This is a genomic window from Pseudomonas sp. ASL3 (assembly GCF_056680425.1).
In genome coordinates, this window is record NZ_CM155281.1 from 5078822 (window position 1) to 5101897 (window position 23076).

General features: G+C 58.0%; 11 protein-coding genes. 5 read left to right on the forward strand and 6 right to left on the reverse strand.

Going from position 1 to position 23076, the window contains the following annotated elements; genetic code table 11:
- Positions 1 to 2: 2 nt before the first annotated feature.
- Positions 3 to 740 (reverse strand): substrate-binding periplasmic protein, encoded by a 738-nt coding sequence (locus AC1MEE_RS23335; RefSeq protein WP_480411882.1) that lies wholly within the window; start codon positions 738 to 740, stop codon positions 3 to 5.
- A 409-nt stretch (positions 741 to 1149) separates the two neighbouring features.
- On the opposite strand from AC1MEE_RS23335, the gene AC1MEE_RS23340 reads away from it, so the two are divergent.
- Entirely contained in the window at positions 1150 to 1608 is a 459-nt protein-coding gene (locus tag AC1MEE_RS23340) for a GNAT family N-acetyltransferase (protein ID WP_480411883.1), read from the forward strand.
- A gap of 41 nt (positions 1609 to 1649) precedes the next feature.
- Here the strand turns inward: AC1MEE_RS23340 and AC1MEE_RS23345 are convergent, their stop codons facing one another.
- Genes AC1MEE_RS23345 through AC1MEE_RS23355 form a run of 3 tightly spaced genes read right to left on the reverse strand, consistent with a single transcriptional unit; the run spans position 1650 to position 4658 of the window.
- Positions 1650 to 1946 carry a winged helix-turn-helix domain-containing protein gene (locus AC1MEE_RS23345; protein ID WP_480416319.1) on the reverse strand — a complete coding sequence of 99 codons (297 nt, stop codon included), beginning with the start codon at positions 1944 to 1946 and terminating at the stop codon, positions 1650 to 1652.
- 20 nt (positions 1947 to 1966) lie between these two features.
- Positions 1967 to 2488: a M48 metallopeptidase family protein gene (locus AC1MEE_RS23350; protein ID WP_480411884.1), complete on the reverse strand. Its 522-nt coding sequence runs from the start codon at positions 2486 to 2488 to the stop codon at positions 1967 to 1969.
- Positions 2489 to 2528: 40 nt separating this feature from the next.
- A complete protein-coding gene (locus tag AC1MEE_RS23355; protein ID WP_480411885.1) occupies positions 2529 to 4658 on the reverse strand; it encodes a putative bifunctional diguanylate cyclase/phosphodiesterase in 2130 nt (709 codons plus the stop codon).
- 562 nt (positions 4659 to 5220) lie between these two features.
- Here AC1MEE_RS23355 and putA point away from each other — a divergent pair.
- Both putA and AC1MEE_RS23365 read left to right on the forward strand, forming a co-directional pair.
- Positions 5221 to 9174, forward strand: coding sequence for a trifunctional transcriptional regulator/proline dehydrogenase/L-glutamate gamma-semialdehyde dehydrogenase (gene putA / locus AC1MEE_RS23360; protein WP_480411886.1), 3954 nt, complete (start codon positions 5221 to 5223; stop codon positions 9172 to 9174).
- A 447-nt stretch (positions 9175 to 9621) separates the two neighbouring features.
- Positions 9622 to 11424: an acyl-CoA dehydrogenase gene (locus tag AC1MEE_RS23365; protein WP_480411887.1), complete on the forward strand. Its 1803-nt coding sequence runs from the start codon at positions 9622 to 9624 to the stop codon at positions 11422 to 11424.
- Positions 11425 to 11432: 8 nt separating this feature from the next.
- Here the strand turns inward: AC1MEE_RS23365 and AC1MEE_RS23370 are convergent, their stop codons facing one another.
- Entirely contained in the window at positions 11433 to 14036 is a 2604-nt protein-coding gene (locus tag AC1MEE_RS23370) for a dermonecrotic toxin domain-containing protein (RefSeq protein WP_480411888.1), read from the reverse strand.
- 131 nt (positions 14037 to 14167) lie between these two features.
- The gene (locus AC1MEE_RS23375) at positions 14168 to 17680 is read right to left on the reverse strand and encodes a glycosyltransferase family 32 protein (protein ID WP_480411889.1); all 3513 of its coding nucleotides are present in this window, start codon (positions 17678 to 17680) and stop codon (positions 14168 to 14170) included.
- A 214-nt stretch (positions 17681 to 17894) separates the two neighbouring features.
- Between AC1MEE_RS23375 and AC1MEE_RS23380 the strand changes: the two genes are divergently transcribed.
- Positions 17895 to 19637 carry a potassium/proton antiporter gene (locus AC1MEE_RS23380; RefSeq protein WP_480411890.1) on the forward strand — a complete coding sequence of 581 codons (1743 nt, stop codon included), beginning with the start codon at positions 17895 to 17897 and terminating at the stop codon, positions 19635 to 19637.
- Positions 19638 to 19672: 35 nt separating this feature from the next.
- The gene (gene mscK / locus AC1MEE_RS23385) at positions 19673 to 23035 is read left to right on the forward strand and encodes a mechanosensitive channel MscK (protein WP_480411891.1); all 3363 of its coding nucleotides are present in this window, start codon (positions 19673 to 19675) and stop codon (positions 23033 to 23035) included.
- The last annotated feature ends 41 nt before the right edge of the window (positions 23036 to 23076 follow it).

The window sequence follows — 23076 nt, forward strand, 5'->3', positions numbered from 1 at the left end:
CTTTACAGGCCGTGCTCGCGAAACAACCGGTCGTAACTGCCGTCGGCTTTCATCGCGGCGATTTCCCGATCGAAGTTGGCGACGATTTGCGCATGATTGGGGTTCTTCAAACTGACCAGAATATGCAGGCTGTTCTCACTCAATGACTGGGGCAAGAACTCGACGCTGTCGCGTATGTGCGGCGACTCACGGTTGAGATTGTAGCGAGCGACATATTCGTCTTCCACTGTCAGCGCCACCCGCCCTGCCGCCAGCATGCGCACGGCCATGGCAAAACTGTGTACCGGGACTTTCTGCAACTCAGGATCGCTGTCGAATGCAGCCGAGTAGGCATAGCCACGCACCACCGCGATCGGATAGGGATGCAGTTGCTTCAGGTTTTCGAAGACGATAGGCGAATCCTTGCGCTTGAGAAAGCGCACCCGGTTGAGCAGAAACTCCCCGGAGAACTCGCCGAGCAACGTGCGCTCCTGATTGAACCAGGCATCGACCAGCACGTCGTAGCGCCCTTCGCCCACCCCCAGCAACGCCCGAGCCCACGGCACCTGCTCGAACTCCGTGGCGTACCCGGCCCGCGTCAAGGCAGTACTGACGATATCAGTGGCTAGCCCACCATTGACCAGATTGATGTCGGTGAACGGCGGCCATGCATCGCCCACCAGACGTAATTTCTCCGCTGCTGCGGCTTGTGCCAACAGCAGCAATCCCAGCAAACCCATGGCTCGAAGCAATCGCGGCATGCTCAAGATCCTGAGGCGGGCAGCCTGCCCGCCATGTGAGGGACGTGTTATGCCACGGCCCGGACTAACACTAGTTCATATAAACCCGAATCCACAGGGGAAATGCAGATTACACAAAGATGGCAATCTCACCAACACGGATGGTGGCTAGTAGCCTTTATTGAAGACTCATTCAGTACGCAGCACAACTCATATGAGTGGTGGATATGAGTGATCGCTCATGGAATCCACCTAAATCAGTGCTTGCAAGCATAGGATTGAGCCCGCACCGTGCGTGGCGGCACTGATTTATTACGTCGTTCCCGCTGGAATCGAAACACCCCCGCATTAACCCGCTACAGTTTTATTTGGCGTCCAGCCGGATGCCGGCTTTAGTATTCGCCTCAGAACTCATTCTCAGGTCTGCCACATGTCTATCAATTGGGTCTGCAAACACCATACCGATCTCAGCAAGGAACAGCTGTACGCCATTTTGCGACTGCGTGCCGAAGTGTTCGTGGTTGAGCAAAAATGCTGGTACCAGGACGTCGATGGTCAGGACCTGGAGGGCGACACCTGCCACCTGATGGCCTGGGAAAATGATCTGCTGGTGGCTTATCTACGTCTGCTCGACCCCATTCAGCAGGGTGGTGACGTGGTCATCGGTCGGGTGGTGACCGCCCCCATCGCGCGCCACAAGGGAATGGGGCATTCGTTGATGGTTCAAGCGCTGGAACAGGCAGAGAAGAAATGGCCTGATCAACCGATCTACCTCTCGGCCCAGGCGCACCTGCAAAGCTATTACGGGCGCTATGGCTTCAAGGCAGTTGGCGAGGCGTATCTGGAAGACAACATTCCTCATATCGGCATGCGCCGCGACCTGGAGTGATGAGCCGCGGCGGCACGCTGCCTTTTACCTGAGTCGACGCCTTACGGGTAACCCAGTACCGCTTTAATCTGCACCAGATGCTGCGCGATCCAGGTTTTGTCGATCGCGCCCCACTCACGGATCTGATACCCCCCCGCATGGTTGCGCGCGCCGTCCAGTTGCTCGAATTCGCAAAAAATATCGAGATCGGCCAGCGCGGCAATAGTGTCCTGCGCAGTGCGCCGCGGCATGCCGGTGGCTTCCATCAGTGCTGGGACGCTGCTGGCGATCCGGCTATCAATCAGATACGCCACGTACAAACGGCGATAAAAACTGCTTTTGGTCTTGCTGACGTCCATCGTCAGATCCTTGTCGATGCTCATTCGGCGGCTTTGCCTTGCAGGTCACGGTAGGTCAGGTAAATGCGCAGGTCGAATTCCAGCTGGTGGTAGCCGGGCTGCATGTGTTCGCAAAGCTGATAGAACGCCTTGTTGTGGTCGGACTCTTTGAAGTGCGCCAATTCGTGCACCACGATCATTTTCAGGAACTCCGGTGCCGCGTCCTTGAACAACGAGGCGATGCGGATTTCTTTCTTGGCCTTGAGCTTGCCGCCCTGCACACGCGAGATCGCCGTATGCAGGCCCAGCGCCCGATGCGTCAGGTCCAGACGATTGTCGAATAGCACCTTATCGATATTCGGGGCATTACGCAGATGCTCTTGCTTCAACGCCAGGGCATAGGCGTACAGCGCCTTATCGCTCTGCACGGCATGCCGCTCGGGATAGCGCTGATTCAAATAGGCAGCCAGCCGGTTCTGCGCAATCAACTGTCGCACTTGCTCTTGCAGGGCAGGCGGATAGGCTTGCAGGTATTTCAGGGGAGAGAGGGCCGGCGCGGTCATAAGTGGCAACGAAGGTTTGAAAGCCGCCAGTGTACCGAATTCAGTTCGCCTTGAGCCCGCTCCAGTCGAACGACTGCTCAAACAGCTGGGCATCTTCAGCGGTCAGCGGGTGTGCTACCAGGAGCCCTTGAATCAACTGACAGCCATTCTCCGCCAGCCATTGATAGTGCCCGAGGGTCTCGACGCCTTCCGCGATCACCAGCATGCCCAACTGACGAGATAGATCGATAATGCTTCGCGCCACCGCAGCATCGCGCGGAGAATCGAGTAACCGCGCAACGAAATGCCGGTCGATCTTCAGGGTATCCAGCTCAAAGTTACGCAGAAGGGCCAACGAACACTCACCGGCACCAAAATCATCAAGCGCAATGCGCACGCCTATGTCGCGCAACGCCTGCAATTGCTTGCGCGTGTGACCCATGTTTTGTACCAGCGAGCTTTCCGTGACCTCAACCTCAAGCTGATGCGGCTGAAGATCATACTGGCTGATGGCGCGCTGCAGCTCCGACGCAAGATTGGGCATGCTGAACTGTGCGGTGCTGACACTCACTCCCAGCACCCGCTCGGAAGCGAAAGTAGCGTTCCAGATCTGGAGCTGCGCGGCGCCCTGCTCGAAGATCCAGCTGCCCAACCGATTGATCAGGCGAGTTTCCTCGAGCAGCGGAATGAACAGCCCCGGCGGCACATCACCGACGCTGGGATGCTGCCAGCGCAACAAGGCCTCGAAACCCCGCACGCGGCCATCGCCGATGTACACCTGAGGCTGATAGACCAGCGAAAAATCGTTGCCTTCGATAGCCGTGCGTACGCTCTCTTCCAGCATCAGTCGCGAGCGGGCGCGGCCATTCATCTCTTGATCGTAAAAGCGATATTGCTGACGGCCCGCGCGCTTGGCTTCGTACATGGCAATGTCGGCAGCACGCAGCAGACCGTCCAGATCCGAACCGCAATCCGGGTAGGTGGCGATGCCGATGCTCGCGCCGAGGGCGATATCCAGACCGTCGATTTGCTGACGTACCGACACCCGCTCGATCAGCTTTTCAGCGACGATCGCGGCCTGCTCCGGGTAGTCCAGCCCATCGATCACCGCGGTGAATTCATCGCCGCCCATGCGCGCCAGAATATCGTAAGGACGCAGGCACTCCTTCAACTGCTCGGCGACCCAGAGCAACACCCGATCGCCAGCATCGTGGCCGAGGGAGTCATTGATACGCTTGAACCCATCGAGATCCAGGTACAGCACAACCAGCGATTTATCGGCGCGGTCGTTGCGCAACAACGTACTTTCGACCATTTGATAAAATCCGCGCCGATTAAGCAGGCCGGTCAGTGCGTCGGTGACCGCCTGCTGCTCTAGCTGCTGATACAGGTTACGCACCACTGACATATCGAGAATGCTCAACACCATCGACCGCCGCTCGGCCGGCAGCGGCGCGCAGGACAACGCCACCGGTACTTGCTGGCCGCCACTGGTGCGCAAGACTGCGTCATGCATCCGGTAGGTATCGGCGTTGAGATAACTGCGATAGAAGTCCGACTCCGACCATTGCACCACGTGGGGCTTGTGCAGGTAATCGGTCAACTGAGTACCGCACAACGCCTCGACGGTGGCGTCGAGCAAACGGCAAATCGCCGGATTGGCGAAGCTGATCAGGCCCGCCTCGTCGACCACCAGAATGCCTTCGGCGACATTGGACAGCACTGACGCGTTAAAGGCGCGTGCGGCTTCCAGCTCATGCGTCAGGGCTTGCAGGGCACGGCGGTTGCGCTGGTGTTCCAGCAACGCCTGAACCTTGGGTTTGAGAATCTTCGGATCGAAGGGTTTGAACAGGTAGTCCACAGCGCCACTGGCGTAACCCTTGTGAACAGCGTCCTGGGATTGCTCATTGGCGGTAAGGAAAATGATCGGCGTCAATCGCGTGCGCTGGCTGCCACGCATCAAGCGCGCGACCTCGAAACCATCCATGCCCGGCATCTGCACGTCGAGCAAGACCAGATCTATGTCCATTTCCAGCAGCAGATTCAAGGCTTCCACCCCGGAACTGGCCGTGACCACATGCCAGTCCTGCCGCTGCAAGACCGCACGCATGGTGACCAGATTTTCCGGGTAATCATCAACTACCAATAAGACAGAACTGCCGTCCAATGATTTTGAGTGAGCGCATTCCATGCTGCTTCTCTTTCTATGACCCTTACGCCAGGGCGCTGGGCGAGTACCCGAGTTCCACTAGCGGCTTACTCTAGACCTGCCACAGCAAAAGCAGAAGCTAGCTAACGAATATCCATCAGCGAAACACAACGCAAGCCGACTAACGGTATAGCGCTTTAGGGAGTCCCCCCGGTTTATATTCAAGAACGGTCCGACATCCTGAAGATGCGGGCCGTTTCCCAGAAAAGCGTCAGCTGATGAACCAAAGGGACAGATGGTTGCACCCCGACGGCGAATCCTGGTCAGCCATGCAAACAAGGTACAACCCATACCCCCGAATCAGTTGCACCCAGCAGCTTTTTTCTATAACGAAATGTTTTTGCTTCTTTTCGGAGCAAAAGCGTTCTTTTGCCGACCGAAAAGTGGCCCCAAAGCGCGCCAGACCTCCGCATTCTGTCGTTTTCCGGGAGCGAGCAATTATTTCTGACGAAAACAGGTTGCACTAGGTTGCACCCAGATAAACGCAGGACTAATCTGAGCGTCAGCTGATGCCACACCGTGGTGGCGATAACGAGGACAAAAAATGGCGACGACCACCTTGGGAGTCAAGCTCGATGACCCTACCCGTGAGCGCTTGAAAGCTGCCGCACAATCGATCGACCGCACACCCCACTGGTTGATCAAGCAGGCAATTTTCAACTACCTGGAAAAACTCGAGAGGGGTGCAACTCTGACGGAACTGAGTGGCCTGACCGGAAAGGATGCGGACGAGCACGCCGATCTGCTGACCGACGTCACCCACCAGTGTTTCCTGGAATTCGCCGAAAGCATCCTGCCGCAATCGGTTCTGCGCGCCGCGATCACCTCCGCTTATCGCCGCCCTGAACCTGAAGTGGTGCCGATGCTGCTGGAACAGGCGCGCCTGCCCGTCAGCATGGCTGAAGCGACTCACAAGCTAGCCTCGAGCATCGCCGAAAAACTGCGCAATCAAAAAAGCGCCGGTGGCCGTGCCGGGATTGTTCAGGGCCTGTTGCAGGAATTCTCGCTGTCGTCCCAGGAAGGCGTGGCCTTGATGTGTCTGGCCGAAGCGCTGTTGCGCATCCCGGACAAGGGCACTCGCGACGCATTGATCCGCGACAAGATCAGCACCGGCAACTGGCAACCGCACCTGGGTAACAGCCCCTCATTGTTCGTCAACGCTGCCACCTGGGGTCTGTTGCTGACCGGCAAACTGGTCGCCACCCACAATGAAACCGGGCTGACGTCGTCCCTGAGCCGCATCATTGGTAAAAGCGGCGAGCCGATGATCCGCAAAGGCGTGGACATGGCCATGCGCCTGATGGGCGAGCAGTTCGTTACGGGCGAAACCATCGCCGAAGCCTTGGCCAACGCCAGCCGCTTCGAAGCCAAGGGCTTCCGCTACTCCTACGACATGCTCGGTGAAGCAGCACTGACCGAACACGACGCGCAGAAATACCTCGCGTCCTACGAGCAGGCCATCCACTCCATCGGCAAAGCGTCCCATGGTCGTGGCATTTATGAAGGCCCCGGCATCTCGATCAAACTCTCCGCCCTGCACCCGCGCTACAGCCGCGCGCAGTATGAGCGAGTAATGGATGAACTGTATCCGCGTCTGCTGTCGCTGACCTTGCTGGCCAAGCAGTACGACATCGGCCTGAATATCGACGCCGAAGAAGCCGACCGCCTGGAGCTGTCGCTGGATCTGCTGGAGCGCCTGTGCTTCGAGCCGCAACTGACCGGCTGGAACGGCATTGGCTTCGTGATTCAGGCGTACCAGAAGCGCTGCCCGTACGTGATCGACCACGTGATCGATCTGGCCCGTCGCAGCCGTCACCGCCTGATGATCCGCCTGGTGAAAGGCGCGTACTGGGACAGCGAAATCAAGCGCGCGCAGGTTGAAGGCCTGGAAGGCTATCCGGTGTACACCCGCAAGGTGTACACCGACGTTTCCTACATCGCGTGTGCTAGAAAACTGCTGTCAGTGCCGGAAGTCATCTATCCGCAGTTCGCCACGCATAACGCCCACACCCTGGCCGCGATTTACCATATCGCCGGTCAGAACTATTACCCCGGCCAGTACGAATTCCAGTGCCTTCACGGCATGGGCGAACCGCTGTACGAGCAAGTGGTGGGCAAAGTCGCCGATGGCAAGCTGAACCGCCCGTGCCGGGTCTATGCACCGGTCGGCACTCACGAAACATTGCTGGCGTACCTGGTGCGTCGCCTGCTGGAAAACGGCGCGAACACTTCGTTCGTCAACCGCATCGCCGACCAATCCATCTCCATTCAGGAATTGGTGGCCGATCCAGTGAGCAGCATCGAGCAGATGGCGACGCAGGAAGGCGGCTTCGGCCTGCCGCATCCGCGTATTCCGCTGCCGCGTGATCTTTACGGCCCGGCACGTGCCAACTCCAGTGGTATCGACCTGGCGAACGAACACCGTCTGGCGTCGTTGTCCTCGGCATTGCTGGCAACCGCACATAACCATTGGCAAGCCGGCCCGATGCTGGGCAGTCCAGCCAGTGTGGGCACGCCTGCTCCGGTGTTGAACCCGTCGGATCTGCGCGATGTGGTCGGTCATGTTCAGGAAGCCAATCTGGAAGACGTCGATAACGCCATCCAGTGCGCCCTGAATGCCGCACCCATCTGGCAAGCGACGCCACCTGCCGAACGCGCCGCGATCCTGGAGCGTGCCGCCGATTTGATGGAAGGCGAAATCCAGCCATTGATGGGCCTGCTGGCGCGTGAAGCGGGCAAGACCTTCGCCAACGCCATCGCCGAAGTGCGCGAAGCCGTGGACTTCCTGCGTTACTACGCAGTGCAGGCGCGCAACGATTTCACCAACGACGCGCACCGGCCACTGGGGCCAGTGGTCTGCATCAGCCCGTGGAACTTCCCGCTGGCGATTTTCAGTGGTCAGGTTGCAGCTGCATTGGCCGCCGGCAACCCGGTGCTGGCCAAGCCTGCCGAGCAAACTCCACTGATTGCGGCGCAAGCTGTGCGCCTGCTGCTCGAAGCCGGTATCCCCGAAGGCGTGGTGCAACTGCTGCCGGGTCGTGGCGAAACCGTTGGCGCGCGTCTGGTGGGTGATGATCGGGTCAAAGGCGTGATGTTCACCGGCTCGACTGAAGTCGCACGTCTGTTGCAACGCAACATTGCCGGTCGTCTGGATGCACAGGGTCGGCCGATCCCGCTGATCGCCGAAACCGGTGGCCAGAACGCGATGATCGTCGACTCTTCGGCGCTCACCGAACAAGTGGTCATCGACGTGGTCTCCTCGGCCTTCGACAGCGCCGGTCAACGTTGCTCGGCACTGCGCGTGTTGTGCCTGCAGGAAGACTCCGCCGACCGCGTGATCGAAATGCTCAAAGGTGCCATGGCTGAATGCCGCCTTGGCAACCCCGAGCGTCTGTCTGTGGACATCGGACCGGTGATCGACGCCGAAGCCAAGGCCGGAATCGAGAAGCACATCCAGGCCATGCGCGACAAAGGCCGCACCGTTTACCAAGTGGCAATTGCCGACAGCGATGAAATCAAACGCGGCACGTATGTGATGCCGACCTTGATCGAACTTGAGAGCTTCGACGAACTGCAACGGGAGATCTTCGGCCCGGTGCTGCACGTGGTGCGCTACAAGCGCAAAGAACTGGACCAGTTGATCAGCCAGATCAACGCTTCCGGCTACGGCCTGACCCTGGGCGTACACACGCGCATCGACGAAACCATCGCCAAAGTTATCGACAACGTCAACGCCGGTAACGTCTACGTCAACCGCAACATCGTCGGCGCCGTGGTGGGTGTGCAGCCGTTCGGTGGTGAAGGCTTGTCGGGCACCGGCCCAAAAGCCGGTGGTCCGCTTTACCTCTATCGCCTGTTGTCGACCCGTCCGGTGGATGCCATCGAGCAATCCTTCGCTCGAGGCGATGCACTGACCGCACCGGACACCCGGATGCGCACAGCCATGAGCAAACCGCTCAACGCCCTGCAAACCTGGGCCGGCAGCAATCAGCAAGCCGAACTGGGCGCATTGTGCAGCCAGTTCGCCGAGCAGTCGCAAAGCGGCATCACCCGCCTGCTGACCGGCCCGACCGGCGAACGCAACAGCTACAGCCTCCTGCCCCGCGAACACGTACTGTGCCTCGCAGAGGCCGAAGCAGACCTGTTGACTCAATTGGCAGCCGTATTGGCCGTCGGCAGCACAGCCGTCTGGCCCGAAACCGAACTGAGCAAACCGTTGCGCGCTCGCCTGCCTAAAGACGTGCAAACGCGCATCCAACTGGTTGCCGACTGGAACAAAGACGAGGTGGTCATTGATGCAGTCCTGCACCACGGCGACTCCGACCAGTTGCGAGCGGTCTGCCAACAAATCGCCAAACGCGCTGGCGCTATTGTTGGGGTTCACGGTCTGTCACACGGCGAAACTAACATTGCGCTGGAGCGGTTGGTAATTGAACGGGCGTTGAGTGTGAATACGGCGGCGGCTGGGGGGAATGCGAGCTTGATGACGATTGGATAACCCTTGTAGGAGCGCGCTTGCCCGCGATGGCGTCGGTACATCCAACATCGTCGGTGACTGACACACCGCACATCGCGGGCAAGCGCGCTCCTACAAAAGCCGAGCCCGGCGCAAATCTTTCAGCTGACTGAAATCCTAGATGTGGGAGCAGGCTTGAACTGCGAAGAAGAGCACGCGGTGTGTCTGGCGTACCGCGTCGAGACATTCGCAGGCAAGCCTGCTCCCACAAAGGCAGGGGTCCGGCGAAGATCTTTCAGCTGGCTGAAATCCTGTGGGAGCAGGCTTGCCTGCGAAGAAGAGCATGCGGTGTGTCTGGCATACCGCGTCGAGACATTCGCAGGCAAGCCTGCTCCCACAATTTACCCCTCCATCACCCGCATCAATCTTGCTGTTCAGCCACTCGCATCGCGGCCTAGACTCGGGCATTCCAAAAAAAGGTACCCCGCCATGTCCGAGACGCTGCTCAGTTCCCGCAATCTGGCTTTCGAGCTGTATGAAGTGCTGGACGCCGAAGCCCTGACCCAGCGCGAGCGCTTCGCCGAGCACAATCGTGAGACCTTCGATGCGGCGATCGGTACAGCGCGGACCATCGCTGAAAAGTATTTTGCCCCGCATAACCGCAAAGGTGACGAGAACGAACCGCGCTATGAGAATGGTGAGGCAATCCTGATCCCGGAAGTGAAGCCGGCGGTGGATGCGTTTCTGGAAGCCGGTTTCCTTAACGCTGCGCGCAGTTTCGAGGCGGGCGGCATGCAGTTGCCGACGTTGTTGTCGCAGGCGTGTTTTGCACATTTCCAGTCAGCCAACGCGGCCTCGACCTCGTACCCGTTCCTGACCATGGGCGCGGCCAATCTGATCGAAAGCTTTGGCAGCGACGAGCAGAAACAGCGCTTTTTGCAGCCGATGATCGACGGTCGATTCTTCGGCACCATGGCCCTGACTGAACCGCATGCCGGCTCATCGCTGTCGGACATCCGTACCCGCGCCGAACCTGCAGCAGACGGCACCTATCGCCTGCGCGGCAACAAGATTTTTATCTCGGGCGGCGATCATCCGCTGTCGGAAAACATCGTGCACATGGTCCTGGCCAAGTTGCCGGACGCTCCTGCCGGGGTGAAAGGCATCTCGCTGTTTATCGTGCCCAAGTTCCTGGTCAACGACGACGGCAGCCTCGGCAAGCGCAACGACGTATTGCTGGCCGGCCTGTTTCACAAGATGGGCTGGCGCGGCACCACGTCCACCGCGCTGAACTTCGGCGATAACGGTGAGTGCGTCGGTTATCTGGTGGGCAAGCCGCATCAGGGCTTGAGCTATATGTTCCAGATGATGAACGAGGCGCGGATCGGCGTCGGCATGGGTGCGGTGATGCTCGGTTATGCCGGTTATCTGTACTCGCTGGAATACGCCCGCGAACGGCCGCAGGGGCGCCTGCCGGACAGCAAGAATCCGGACACCGCGCCGGTGTCGATCATTCAGCACGCTGACGTCAAGCGCATGTTGCTGACGCAGAAAGCCTACGTCGAAGGTGCGTTCGACCTCGGCCTGTACGCGGCAAGGTTGTTCGACGACACCAACACAGGGGAAACCGAAGAGGTCCGCAAACAGGCCCACGAACTGCTTGATCTGCTGACCCCCATCGTCAAATCCTGGCCGTCGGAGTTCTGCCTCAAGGCCAACGAACTGGCAATCCAGATTCTCGGCGGCCATGGTTACACCCGCGAATACCCGGTGGAGCAGTACTACCGCGATAACCGCCTGAACCCGATCCATGAGGGCACCCACGGTATTCAGTCGCTGGATCTGTTGGGTCGCAAGCTTGCACAGAACGGCGGTGCCGGTCTCAAGCAACTGATTCGCCTGATCGCCGACACCGCCGAACGGGCGCAAGCCCATGAAGCCCTGACCCCGCTGCGCCAACCGCTGGAGCAACTGGTGGCGCGCCTGCAGACCGTGACCATCGGCCTGTTGACCGACATGGCTCAGGGCAAGGTCAACAGCAGCCTCGCCAACTCGGCGCTGTACCTGAAGGCATTCGGTCATACCGTGATCGGCTGGCGCTGGCTGGAGCAAGCGATTCGCGCCGAAGAAGGTCTGGCAAAGGGCAACGAAGCGGACGTCAGCTTCTATAAAGGCAAACTACAAGCCGCACGCTACTTTCTGACCTGGGAAGTACCAGGTTGTCATCACGAACTGGCGATTCTCGAAGCGCGTGATGACACCTGCCTGTCCATGCAGGACGCGTGGTTCTGACCGACCGATTACTCGTCAAGCGGAAAGAAGCGATCGACGATCGATTGCGCACCGGCCCCGAGCTTTACAGCGTATTGCTCGCGGCTGAAAGGCTTGCCGGTGCGCAGGTCGTAAATCGAGGTGGAGGCTTGCGATTTGTCGATCTCACTCATCTCCACTTTGATGAACTTGTAACGCTGCCCAGTGACTTCTTCGATGCTCTTGACCCTGAAGTAATGGCCGGGCAGGAATACCGATTCGGCTTCCTCTTCCAGCCCCGAAAAAGGCCCGATGGGCGTCGCGCCCTGGTAGCTCTTGGCGGGCAGAACATAAATGATCGACGTATCGTCGAAACTGCCCACGCCGTGGAACTCACCCGAGTTTTCCCCTACCTGACTGTTGGCAAAGTTCCTGGCCACATACGGGTTCTCGCTGAAGGAAGTGATATCCGTATTGACCAGGGTGTTGCCCGGTTTGATGACACCACTGCGATACATAGCTCCGGAAGTACCGCGGCCGCCGCTGCCACCTCGATACAAATTCACTGCGTTATCGATGCCCACCTCATCGAGGTCGTTGGCGAGCCGTTCGATAAGGACTACCGGGTTGTCATAGGAGTAAGGCGTCCCGGTGCGCAGAAACAGGTTGTAAGCGTGATCTTCCTGAACGTAATGCCCAATGCTACCCCCGTGGTAACGCCCACTTTCGGTCTTGAATACGCGGTAGGCCGATCCCCCTTGGTCGACATATTTTTTGAAGCCGTCCTCATCGGGCACCACGTCGCTATCCGGCACGATCATCACATCGACGGCTTCCCGCTGCCGTACAAGTGCCGCCCTGGATAACTGCATTTCCTCCAACGGATTGAACCTCATGTAGCCGTCCCAAAACGTCGAGGTTGTCGTGGGATAGGGTTTGCCCGCCAGAGCGGAACCTGTCTGCGAAGAAGTACCCGCGCTCTCCATGCCACCTTTGAACTTCGGTGGCGACGCCAGCTCCCACTTGCCTTCTGCGTTCAGGTGTACGGGTTTGCCCCCCTGAAAGGCAAAGGGACTGTCCGGGTCCACAACGGCCCAAGAGCGTAGTTCGGCGCTGTAGTGCACGTAATACGGGAGATGATTCAAACTGATCCAGGTTTCACCGTTAGCCAACACGTGGATACCGCGCAGCGGGCCCTTGGTGGGAACGGGAACGGCTTCATTGAGAACCACATTGCCTTCCAGCCCGGCCAAGGGTGATTCAATGCCCGGTTCAGTGACGACGGGATCTGACGGGATCACAGGTTCCAGCGGTAATGGGGAAGCTGGCGCACCAATTTCGGCGATGGGCACCTCTTGAGCAGCCTCACTCAGCCCGGCAAACATCGGCAGGTTGAACACCACAAAGATCGAACTGAAAATCGCCCCCTCGACCCCGGCCCTGCGCAAGGATGCGTTTGCACCGTGGATCGACTGGTCAATGTTCAGCGCCACGTTGGCAATGCCAGCCCCTACCAATGTCAGGGCAATGGGCCAACCTAGCGGCGCCACACCCCCGAACACATGAGTAAAAGCGCTCAGGTATCCGATCCATAGCTGCTTGCGCAGACTGGCGTTTGACGTGAGCAACAGGGTCGCATCCGCGGCCATCTCCCTGCGGGCAAGATCTCGAAAGTGCTCGAAGACATCGCCCGTGATGACCTGATCAAGCGGGTTGACGAGCTTGAGTTCAAACCACTTGCGCTGGAGTATCTGCTTGACCACCCCATCAAACGCCGCACCGTTCTGCTCCCGGTCCGCTGCCGAACGTAGAAAATGCAGGCTGAAGGTCATGCGCGAGGTTTTGTCGGACAGCCGACCACGAACCCACTGATACAACTCAGCCTCGCTTGCGAAGCTGTGAAATGCCGGTGACTCGCCCGGCACATACAGAATCTGTCGACCCCGGACATCGACGATCCGCAGAATATCGCGTGATACCACGCCCCCAATGTCGAATGTGCGCAGTGTGATACCCGTTCGCGGCCGCACTTTTGCCTGCAACTTGGCCAACGTCATCACAGGGCTCACTGTGTCAGCCACCGCGTGAAACACCGTCCGAAAATCCTGCTCCGACAGCTTTCCACTGCGTCGACTTTGTCCTGCAGCTGCTAAAAAGTGTGCCTTCGCCAGGGTGCGGAAATTTTCACTGTGATCGGCCCAAAAACGCTCCATGGCCTGGGTGTAAGCAGCACTGAAATCCAGCGCCCAGAAATCATTCAGGACATCCTTGGGCAGCATGCGTATTTCGTTACGCTCGTCGAACAGGTCGTGATCCGGACCATCGGAGTAAAAGCCGCCGTAAACCTGAAGTTCATCCCAGGCTTCCTGATCGCGAGCATTGAAACGCTGCATAAGCAGTTCGATGAAGGTCATCGATTCAGTCGGCGGCCCCACGTGCATCCAGCCCGTAAACGATCGGTGGCTGCTGCCGGCATTACTGAAACGGTGCCAATACACTTTTTCAAGATTAAGTTTCAGCTGAGTGTGTTTAAGCAGAATGTTGCTGGCGGCCGCATAGGCCATGTCATGGATATCGGGGTAAGCCGCCATGAACTGGCGGGCACGGTCCTTCAGTTGAACTGCATCGCTTTGGGCGGGAAAAAGTGACGTCATGACTTCCAATCCTTTGTGTGAGGGAAGTCATGACGTAAGCAAGATGGAAAAGACGTTGGGGTGTAGTTATTTACCTCAAGGACTCATCCCCCATGGATTTCTTATCAAAATCCCTATAGCTGATTACTGCCTTACCATTCATTCGCGCTTCCTGCAAAGATGCGAGCCTTGCGCTTGAATGGAAAGTAAAAATCCCTCGTCGCTTCAAAACGCTCAGTGTAGGCAGATGCAATGACTGCACTTGTCTGCATTTGCTCACCTCTCTCCAGCAGGTCGAAATAATCAGTGCGCAGTTTGCCGATCACATCAGAAAATAAACGTGGCCCCGTCAACTCGAATATTTTGATCATATACGGTCTCATTTTTGCCTTCGAGGCAACGCGAAGCGCTTCGGTAGATGTGTCTATATGGGGCCTCGGCGTTGTAAAAAATGCCGGATCCTCTTTTAAATAACGTAGGTGCATTTCCTCCAACAGTTGATTCAATACGGGATTTCGAGGATGACTGGCAAAATGGCTCGTATTGGGTCCGACATAATCAAATGACGGCGCATTAACTTCACTCCCCATCAACACATCACAGGGTCCGGCATTGAGCTCAACACCGACAAAGGATTGTAGGATTGTGTCGTCACAATCCATATAAATACCCCCATACTCGTAGATCATACGGTAACGGAGAACGTCCGAGGCGGCCGCCAGATTTTGATAATTTCCGTAGCGGAAATAGTTGAATAACTGTGCATTTTTGCTTTTTAGAAAGCCTGCGTAAAATGATTCATCCTTCAAGGGAGAGATGTGAACATTTGAGTGATTGGCAAACCGGCTGGACAGATCATACAGTGCGTTTTCATTGTCGATATCGATATGAAGTGTAAATTTTAAATCCGGACTCTTTGCCGCATTCCTTGATAGATTGGTCAACAACTTATCACTGGGCAGTCGATCGCCCATCCAGATATGGTGAACTTCACGTGGAATGGGTGTCGGATGATCGGGTAGTTTGGGCAGGCGCGGAAAAGTATAAATCTGACTGTCCACACTGTGAGCAAGCCTGGATTCTACTTTTTTATACGCTGCCGCGTCACCGCTCTGCCATTCACCCGCACTGTCGCGCCAAACATAGTCGATAGTTCCTGACTTCCAGCAGGTCACGTCGGCGTCAGCGTCATAGTAAACAGACACCCGTTTTCCATTCAGCATTACGAAGTAATTACCGTCTGTTTGCTCAATCCCGTCCATGGGTATTTCTACCTGAATCTTGGGGATATTCGGCTGAAGAATAATGGGGACTTCGGCCGCTTGGGGCCCTAAAATAGCAGGGTCTTGAAGGTGAACCACGAATGAACCATCGAAACTCTCGCCACCTCGCAATCCAAGTTTCAAGTCCAGATCCCATTCGCCCGGTTTCAACGCTTTGACGAACGGGCCCGGAAGGTTTTCATCGAGCTCAGAATAAATGCGGAATTGACGCTCGGACCGCACCCACTTGACGTAGTAGACCTTGTCGTGAAGCTGGATGTACTGGTGACTATTATGGTCCTTGCTATAAACCTCCTTGCCATCGTTCGTAGTCGTCCACCCCAGCTCATCAAGCTGCTGAGGGGACTCAAGTCGTCTCAACAACCTGCGCATTCGAGGGTTCAGTGAGTGGAGTGCCGGCGGCTCAGGCCCGAAATCACGAATCTGCGGCCGCTCGGCGTCAGTTTGGTTTTCACGTGCGGCCTGTGCCCGCCTTTCTTCTGCTTCCTTTGTGACCCTGTCCCACTCAGCGTCGAGTTCGAACGCTTCCTGTTCGGCTTGTGCGTCACGAATATCGCCCCCTTCATTGGTGGACTGCTCATCAACCCCAGTGAGCCACTCGCTGCCCGTTCCTTCCCCGATCTCCCTGCCTCCAACAACTTCACGAACGACGTTATAGCCCTCCTCAGCCACCTCGGCCGCAAGCGGCAGGGCATTCATCACGCCGAACTCCACGCGATCAAGCCCTTGCTTGCGCTCTTCCAGCGTGCGCCCATGGATAGCCTGATCGACGCCTGTTCCCACCAATGCCAACGACAGCCCAACCAGAACAGGAAGCAGCTCCGGCGCAACCATGACAATCAGTCCCGTCGCCGTAACAGCGTTGATCAACCCTCGTCGAAACTCCTCTTTTCGATAGTCCGATTGGGTGTGGATGATCTGCTTGGCATCGGATTCGAAGCGACTTTTTGCGTTGTCCCGGAAATGCGAGAAAGGCCAAGGTCGCAGAGGCTCACCGAACTTGACGATATCGCGTGGCTTCCACAGCCCGGTCCCACCGTTCAAGATTTGCGGATAAGCGGCCATGCCTTCAAGTGCGGTGTGCACCCCGCTGAGGAAAAGCCCATCATCGTCATCCTCCGCCCTGAAGTGAGCTTCCAGCGCCCGGCGTTTGGTCGGATTCTTGCAGAGTTGACCTATCCAGTCCTTCGCCGCGTTCTCCGACTCAAACGAGTGCCATGGCGACGAGTTGCCAGGGATATAGAGCAACACTCGTTCGGTAGGAGGGTCTTTGAGCACAATGATATCGGTGGCGGTGTACTTGTGAATAATCAGCTCACAAAAACTCATGGAGTTGCGCAGGGCTGCGTCCCTGAAACGCGTAAACGTGAGGTCTTCCCACCGCTGGGAATAGCTCAATCCCAGCGCTTCAAGCACCAGCGATTTATCGTCCTGACTTAGGGTCCTTTCCCGCGCTTGTATATAAGCGGCCTTGAGCAGACTGCCTTTGATGAGCAAGTGATAGCCCTGGTAATGCCGTGCCCAGAACGCGTTCAGATACGAAAGATAATGACGCTGCAGATCCGCGTCCCACACGAACTGTTTGAAGCGGGCTGCCGGGATCTCCAGATGGGTGCTGGCGTCATAACGTTGCGGCGTGGTTTTTTGGTAGAGAGCCTCGTACGCCACGCTGTCCCACTTGGCAACGGGTTGCTGGGTCACCCTGACCGAATAGCCACCCTTGCGATGAGCGGCTGGGTGCCCGAGGTGGTCCGACCAATCGCCATTTCCGTTTTGCTGCCAATTGCCCAACATCGCCTGGGTCAGCGTCATCGAGAACGCGACATTGGCGCGAAATGGCGCACGCGCGCCCATGCTCTCGATGTAAAGGGTGGTAATCAGGGTCTCGTCCGGGTCCAGGTCAACGCCCCATTGGGACCGGGCGTACTGCTTGATCAGCTGGCGAGCATAAATTCCCGGCGCCTCCAGCCTTACTGACTGGCCGTTGAAATACTCCTCGACGAGTAGGTCAGGCGGCAGGTTGTCGGGATCGACCTGTTCGTCGACGGTGACGCTGAACCCGCTGTCACGCGCCTGCTCCCATCGATGACGCAGTTCATCGATGACTTCTTTATTGGCGTCGTAGTACTCCTGTTGCGCCTTGCGTCGCGCCGCCAGTTGCTCCTCGGTTATCGTTGGAACATTCCCGGATGTGCCTGAATTGTCGACGTGCTCGGAATGCTCCTCAGGCCAACCCCAGTCTGACGTCCCAGGGGAATGTCCACCGCGATCAGCAGGCACAGCGCTCCCGTAATGCTCTCTGAGTTCACGCGATCGAGCGTTCAGCCGATCTTTTCCCTCTTGGCTTAACGTGTTTCTAAATAAACTGCGTTCATCTTCCATGATGCTGACGTCCTGTCATTTGATGTGGAAGTCAGACGATAAAACCGCCAGATTCCCTCCGTGCGGTACATAGTTATCGCTGGCGAGGGGCCATCCGCAGTAATGCTTTGACAGTCAGGCAATTCAACAGGTTAGAATCCTTTGGCACGCGGACTGCATGGTCAGTTCGTGTCCCGCGCTGTTCAATTGTTGCCCTTCACCTGGAGTACCGCCCTTGGATTCAGTAACCATCAACAGCCTGTTCTTGATCGGCGCGTTGCTGGTGGGTGCAAGTATTCTGGTCAGCTCGCTGTCCTCGCGCCTCGGCATTCCGATTCTGGTCATCATCCTCGCGGTGGGCATGACGGCGGGCGTTGATGGCGCCGGGATTATTTTCGACAACTACCCCACGGCTTATCTGGTCGGCAACCTCGCCTTGGCGGTGATTTTGCTCGACGGTGGCTTGCGCACGCGGGTCGCCAGTTTCCGGGTTGCGTTATGGCCTGCACTGTCGCTGGCGACTGTCGGCGTACTGATCACCACCGTGCTGACCGGCATGGTTGCGGCCTGGTTATTCAACCTGAACCTGATTCAGGGTCTGTTGATCGGCGCCATCGTCGGCTCCACGGATGCGGCGGCGGTGTTCTCGCTACTGGGCGGCAAAGGCCTGAACGAGCGGGTGACCGCCAGCCTGGAAATCGAATCCGGCAGCAATGACCCGATGGCGGTGTTCTTGACCGTGACCCTGATTGACATGCTCGCCAGCGGCCAGACCGGTCTGCACTGGAGCTTGTTGGGGCATCTGATCCGTGAGTTCGGTATCGGCGCGATTATCGGCTTGAGTGGTGGCTGGTTGATGTTGCAGCTGGTCAATCGGATCAATCTGGCCAACGGCCTGTACCCGATTCTGGTGATCAGCGGCGGGCTGGCGGTGTTCTCCTTGACCAACGCCCTCCACGGCAGTGGTTTTCTTGCGGTTTACCTGTGTGGTCTGGTGCTGGGCAATCGGCCGATTCGCAGCCGCCACGGAATTTTGCACATGCTCGACGGCATGGCCTGGCTGGCTCAGATCGGCATGTTCCTGGTCCTGGGCCTACTGGTCACGCCCCATGATTTGCTACCCATCGCCCTGCCCGCGCTGGGTCTTGCGCTATGGATGATTCTGTTTGCCCGACCGCTGTCGGTCCTGGTCAGCCTGCTACCGTTCAAAGCATTCCATGGTAAAGAAAAAGCCTTTATCGCCTGGGTCGGGTTGCGGGGTGCGGTACCGATCATTCTTGCAGTGTTCCCGCTCATGGCCGGGCTGCCCCACGCCCAGCTGTATTTCAACCTGGCGTTCTTTATCGTGCTGGTCTCACTGCTGGTCCAGGGCACAAGCCTGCCGTGGGTCGCCAAGCTTCTGAAAGTCACCGTGCCGCCAGAACCCGCGCCGATCTCACGCTCGGCGCTGGAGGTGCATGTCACCAGCGAGTGGGAGCTGTTCGTTTATCGTCTCGGCGCTGAAAAGTGGTGTATCGGTGCGGCTCTGAGGGAGCTGAAAATGCCGGAAGGAACCCGGATTGCAGCCCTGTTTCGCGGCCAGCAACTGCTCCATCCGTCGGGTAGTACCACGCTGGAAGTCGGTGATCTGCTCTGTGTGATCGGCCATGAACATAACTTGTCGGCCCTGGGCAAACTGTTCAGTCAGGCCCCACAGCGCGGTCTGGATTTGCGCTTCTTCGGCGACTTCGTCCTTGAGGGAGACGCTCAGCTCGGGGCTGTCGCGGCCTTGTACGGTCTGAAACTCGACGGTCTGGATTCGAACATGCCGCTCAGCCAATTCATCATTCAGAAGAATCGTGGCGAGCCTGTGATCGGCGACCAGGTCGAATGGAACGGCACAATTTGGACCGTTGCCGTCATGGAAGGGAACAAGATCCTCAAAGTCGGCGTCAAATTCCCCGAAGGAAGCCGCCCAGGTCCTGGGCTGTTCCTCTAAACTGCCTCTCTCTTCGATCAGTTCGACCGGTACTTATGCTCAACCTGCGCACTCTTTTTGCCGCGGCCCTGCTCGGGCTATGCCTATCCACCGTTCCTGCACACGCTGCCGAGCCACCGACCAAAAGCGCCGTACAGCAAAGCCTGGCTAAAATTGCCGACCGCAAATTGCCGGATGCTGATCAAAAAGCCCTGCAACAGGTGCTTGAGCAGACCCTGGCACTGCTCGCGAGCAAGGAAGACAGCGAAAAGCGCCTGACCGAACTCAAGCAGCAACTGAGCCAGGCCCCGAAACAGACTACGGATAACCAGCGCGATCTGGTGCGCCTGAAGGCCAGTAAGGCCATCCCGATTGCCCAGCGTTACGCCAACCTCGACGTGCCACAACTGGAGCAGTTACTCACCGAGCGCAGCACTCAGCTAGGCGATCTGCAAAAGGCCCTGAACGATGCCAACAGCCTGACCGTCACCGCCCAGACCCGGCCGGAACGGGCTCAAGGCGAGATCAGCAGCAATCAGACGCGCACTCAGCAGATCAACAGCATCCTCAAGGCAGGCAAGGATGGCGGCAAAACGATCAGCTCTGACCAGCGCGACCAACTCAATGCCGAACTGGCTTCGCTCAACGCTCTGACCCTGCTACGCCGTCAGGAACTGGCGGGTAACAGCCTGCTGCAGGACCTGGGCAACAGCCAGCGTGATCTGCTGACCGAGCGCGTCAGTCGGCAAGAGCAAGAGATTCAGGACCTCCAAACCCTGATCAACGACAAGCGCCGCGCCCAGTCGCAACAGACCGTTACCCAGCTGTCCATCGAGGCGCAAAAAGCCGGCAGCAGCAGCCTGCTGGCCACCGAAAGCGCCGCTAACCTCAAGCTGTCTGATTACCTGTTGCGCGGCACCGACCGGCTTAACGACCTGACCCAGCAGAACCTCAAGACCAAACAGCAACTGGATAGCCTGACCCAAAGCGATCAGGCGCTGGATGAGCAGATCAACGTACTCAAGGGCAGCCTGCTGCTGTCCAAGATTCTCTATAAGCAAAAACAGGCGCTGCCTTATCTGACGCTCGACAGCGGGCTCGCCGACGAAATCGCGGACATTCGCCTGTATCAATTCGAGGTCAATCAACAGCGGGAGCTGATGAGCAGCCCAAGCGCTTATGTCGACAAGCTGCTCGCGACCCAGCCTCCGGAAGACGTTACCCCGCTGCTGCGCAAAACCTTGCTCGACCTGGCCGTCACCCGCAGCGATCTGCTAGAGCGCCTGAACCGCGAATTGAGCGCGCTGCTCAATGAATCCATCACCCTGCAGCTCAATCAGAAACAACTGGTCAGCACCGCGCTGAGCCTGCGCGCGACTCTCGACGAGCAGATGTTTTGGATACCCAGCAACAAACCGCTGGACCTGGACTGGCTGGCAGGCATACCGCCACGACTGCTGAAACAAGTCACCACCTTGCCCTGGGTCTCCAGCGTCAGCGAGTTGGCAGATGGCCTGATACAACGGCCGTTGCTGTTCCTGCCGCTGCTGCTGTTGATCGGTACCCTGGTATGGAAGCGCAAGTCGCTCTACACCAAACTGAATGAACTGCATTCGGACATCGGCCACTTCAAGCGGGACAGCCAATGGCACACGCCGCTAGCGATCCTGATCAATATCCTGCTGGCCGTGCCACTCGCGCTGGGCCTGGCGTTGTGTGGTTACGCCCTGCAAATCGACGCACGCGGGCAAAACGCCAACCTCGGCGCCGCATTGCTGCAAATCGCCCTGGCCTGGCTGATTTTCTACACCGCTTACCGCATTCTTGCGCCGGGCGGCGTTGCGCAATTGCATTTCCGCTGGGAAAAACCGCAAGTCGAATTCCTCCAAGGCTGGATTCGTCGTCTGGGTCTGGTCGTGCTGGCGTTGGTTTCGGTGGTCGCGGTGGCCGAGCACCAACCCGCTGCGCTGGCCGACGACGTACTTGGGATTGCCGTGGTCCTGACGTGTTACGCGCTGATGGCCTGGCTGTTGAGCCGGCTGCTGGTCAGCAGCCCGACCCAACATAGCGCGTCACTGTTCCGCAAAGCCGTCGGCGTGATCTTCACCGCGCTGCCGATCGCCTTGTTCATCGCCGTGTGCTTCGGCTACTACTACACCGCCCTGAAACTCAGTGATCGACTGATTAACACTCTGTATTTACTGATGCTGTGGCTGGTGATTGAAGCCGCCTTCGTGCGCGGGCTGAGCGTGGCGGCACGGCGACTGGCCTTCCATCGCGCCCTGAGCAAACGTCAGGCAGCGAAGGAAAGCGGTGATGGCGAAGCGGTCATCGAAGAGCCGACACTGGATATCGAACAGGTCAACGAGCAGTCCTTGCGCCTGATCCGTCTGGCCCTGCTTGGCGGCTTCATCGGTGCGCTGTATTGGGCCTGGTCGGACTTGATCAGCGTGTTCTCGTACCTGAACAACATTACCCTCTACGAATACACCAGCGGCACCGGTGCCGCCATGAGCATGGTGCCGATCAGCCTCGGCGACATGATTGGCGCGATCATCATTATCGGTACCACCGTCGTGCTGGCCGGCAACCTGCCCGGCCTGCTGGAAGTGCTGGTGCTGTCGCGTCTGAACCTGGCCCAGGGCAGCGCTTACGCGACCACCACCCTGCTGTCGTATGCGATTGCCGGGGTCGGTTTCGTCTCGACACTGTCGGCGCTGGGCGTAAGTTGGGACAAGCTGCAATGGCTGGTGGCGGCGCTGTCGGTAGGCCTGGGTTTCGGTATGCAGGAGATCTTCGCCAACTTCATCTCCGGCATCATGATCCTGTTCGAACGTCCAGTGCGGATCGGCGACACCATCACCATCGGCAACCTGTCGGGCACCGTCAGCAAGATCCGCATCCGCGCCACAACCATCACCGACTTCGACCGCAAGGACATCATTGTCCCGAACAAAACCTTCATTACCGGACAACTGATCAACTGGTCCCTGACTGACACCATCACCCGTGTGACCCTGAAACTCGGCGTCGGTTACGGCTCGGACCTGGACCTGGTGCGTAGCCTGTTGCTCAAGGCCGCTCAGGATAACCCGCGAGTACTCAAGGATCCGGGACCGCAGGTGTACTTTCTGAACTTCGGCGAAAGCACCCTGGACCACGAGTTACGCATGCACGTTCGCGATCTTGGCGACCGTAACCCGGCCGTCGACGAGATCAACCGCTTCATTGACCGTGAGTTCAAGGCGCACGATATCAGCATCTCGTTCCGGCAAATGGAGGTCTACCTGAAAAACCTTCAAGGCGAGGAATACAAGTTGGTACCCACCGACGTGCCTGACAAACACGGTAGCCCGATACCAGCGGTGCCGCCCGTCGCCAAAGACGTGCCCGAGCCACCGGATGTGAAGCTCGACTGATGAGGCTAATCCCAGCAGAATGCTCGGACATTCTGCTGGAG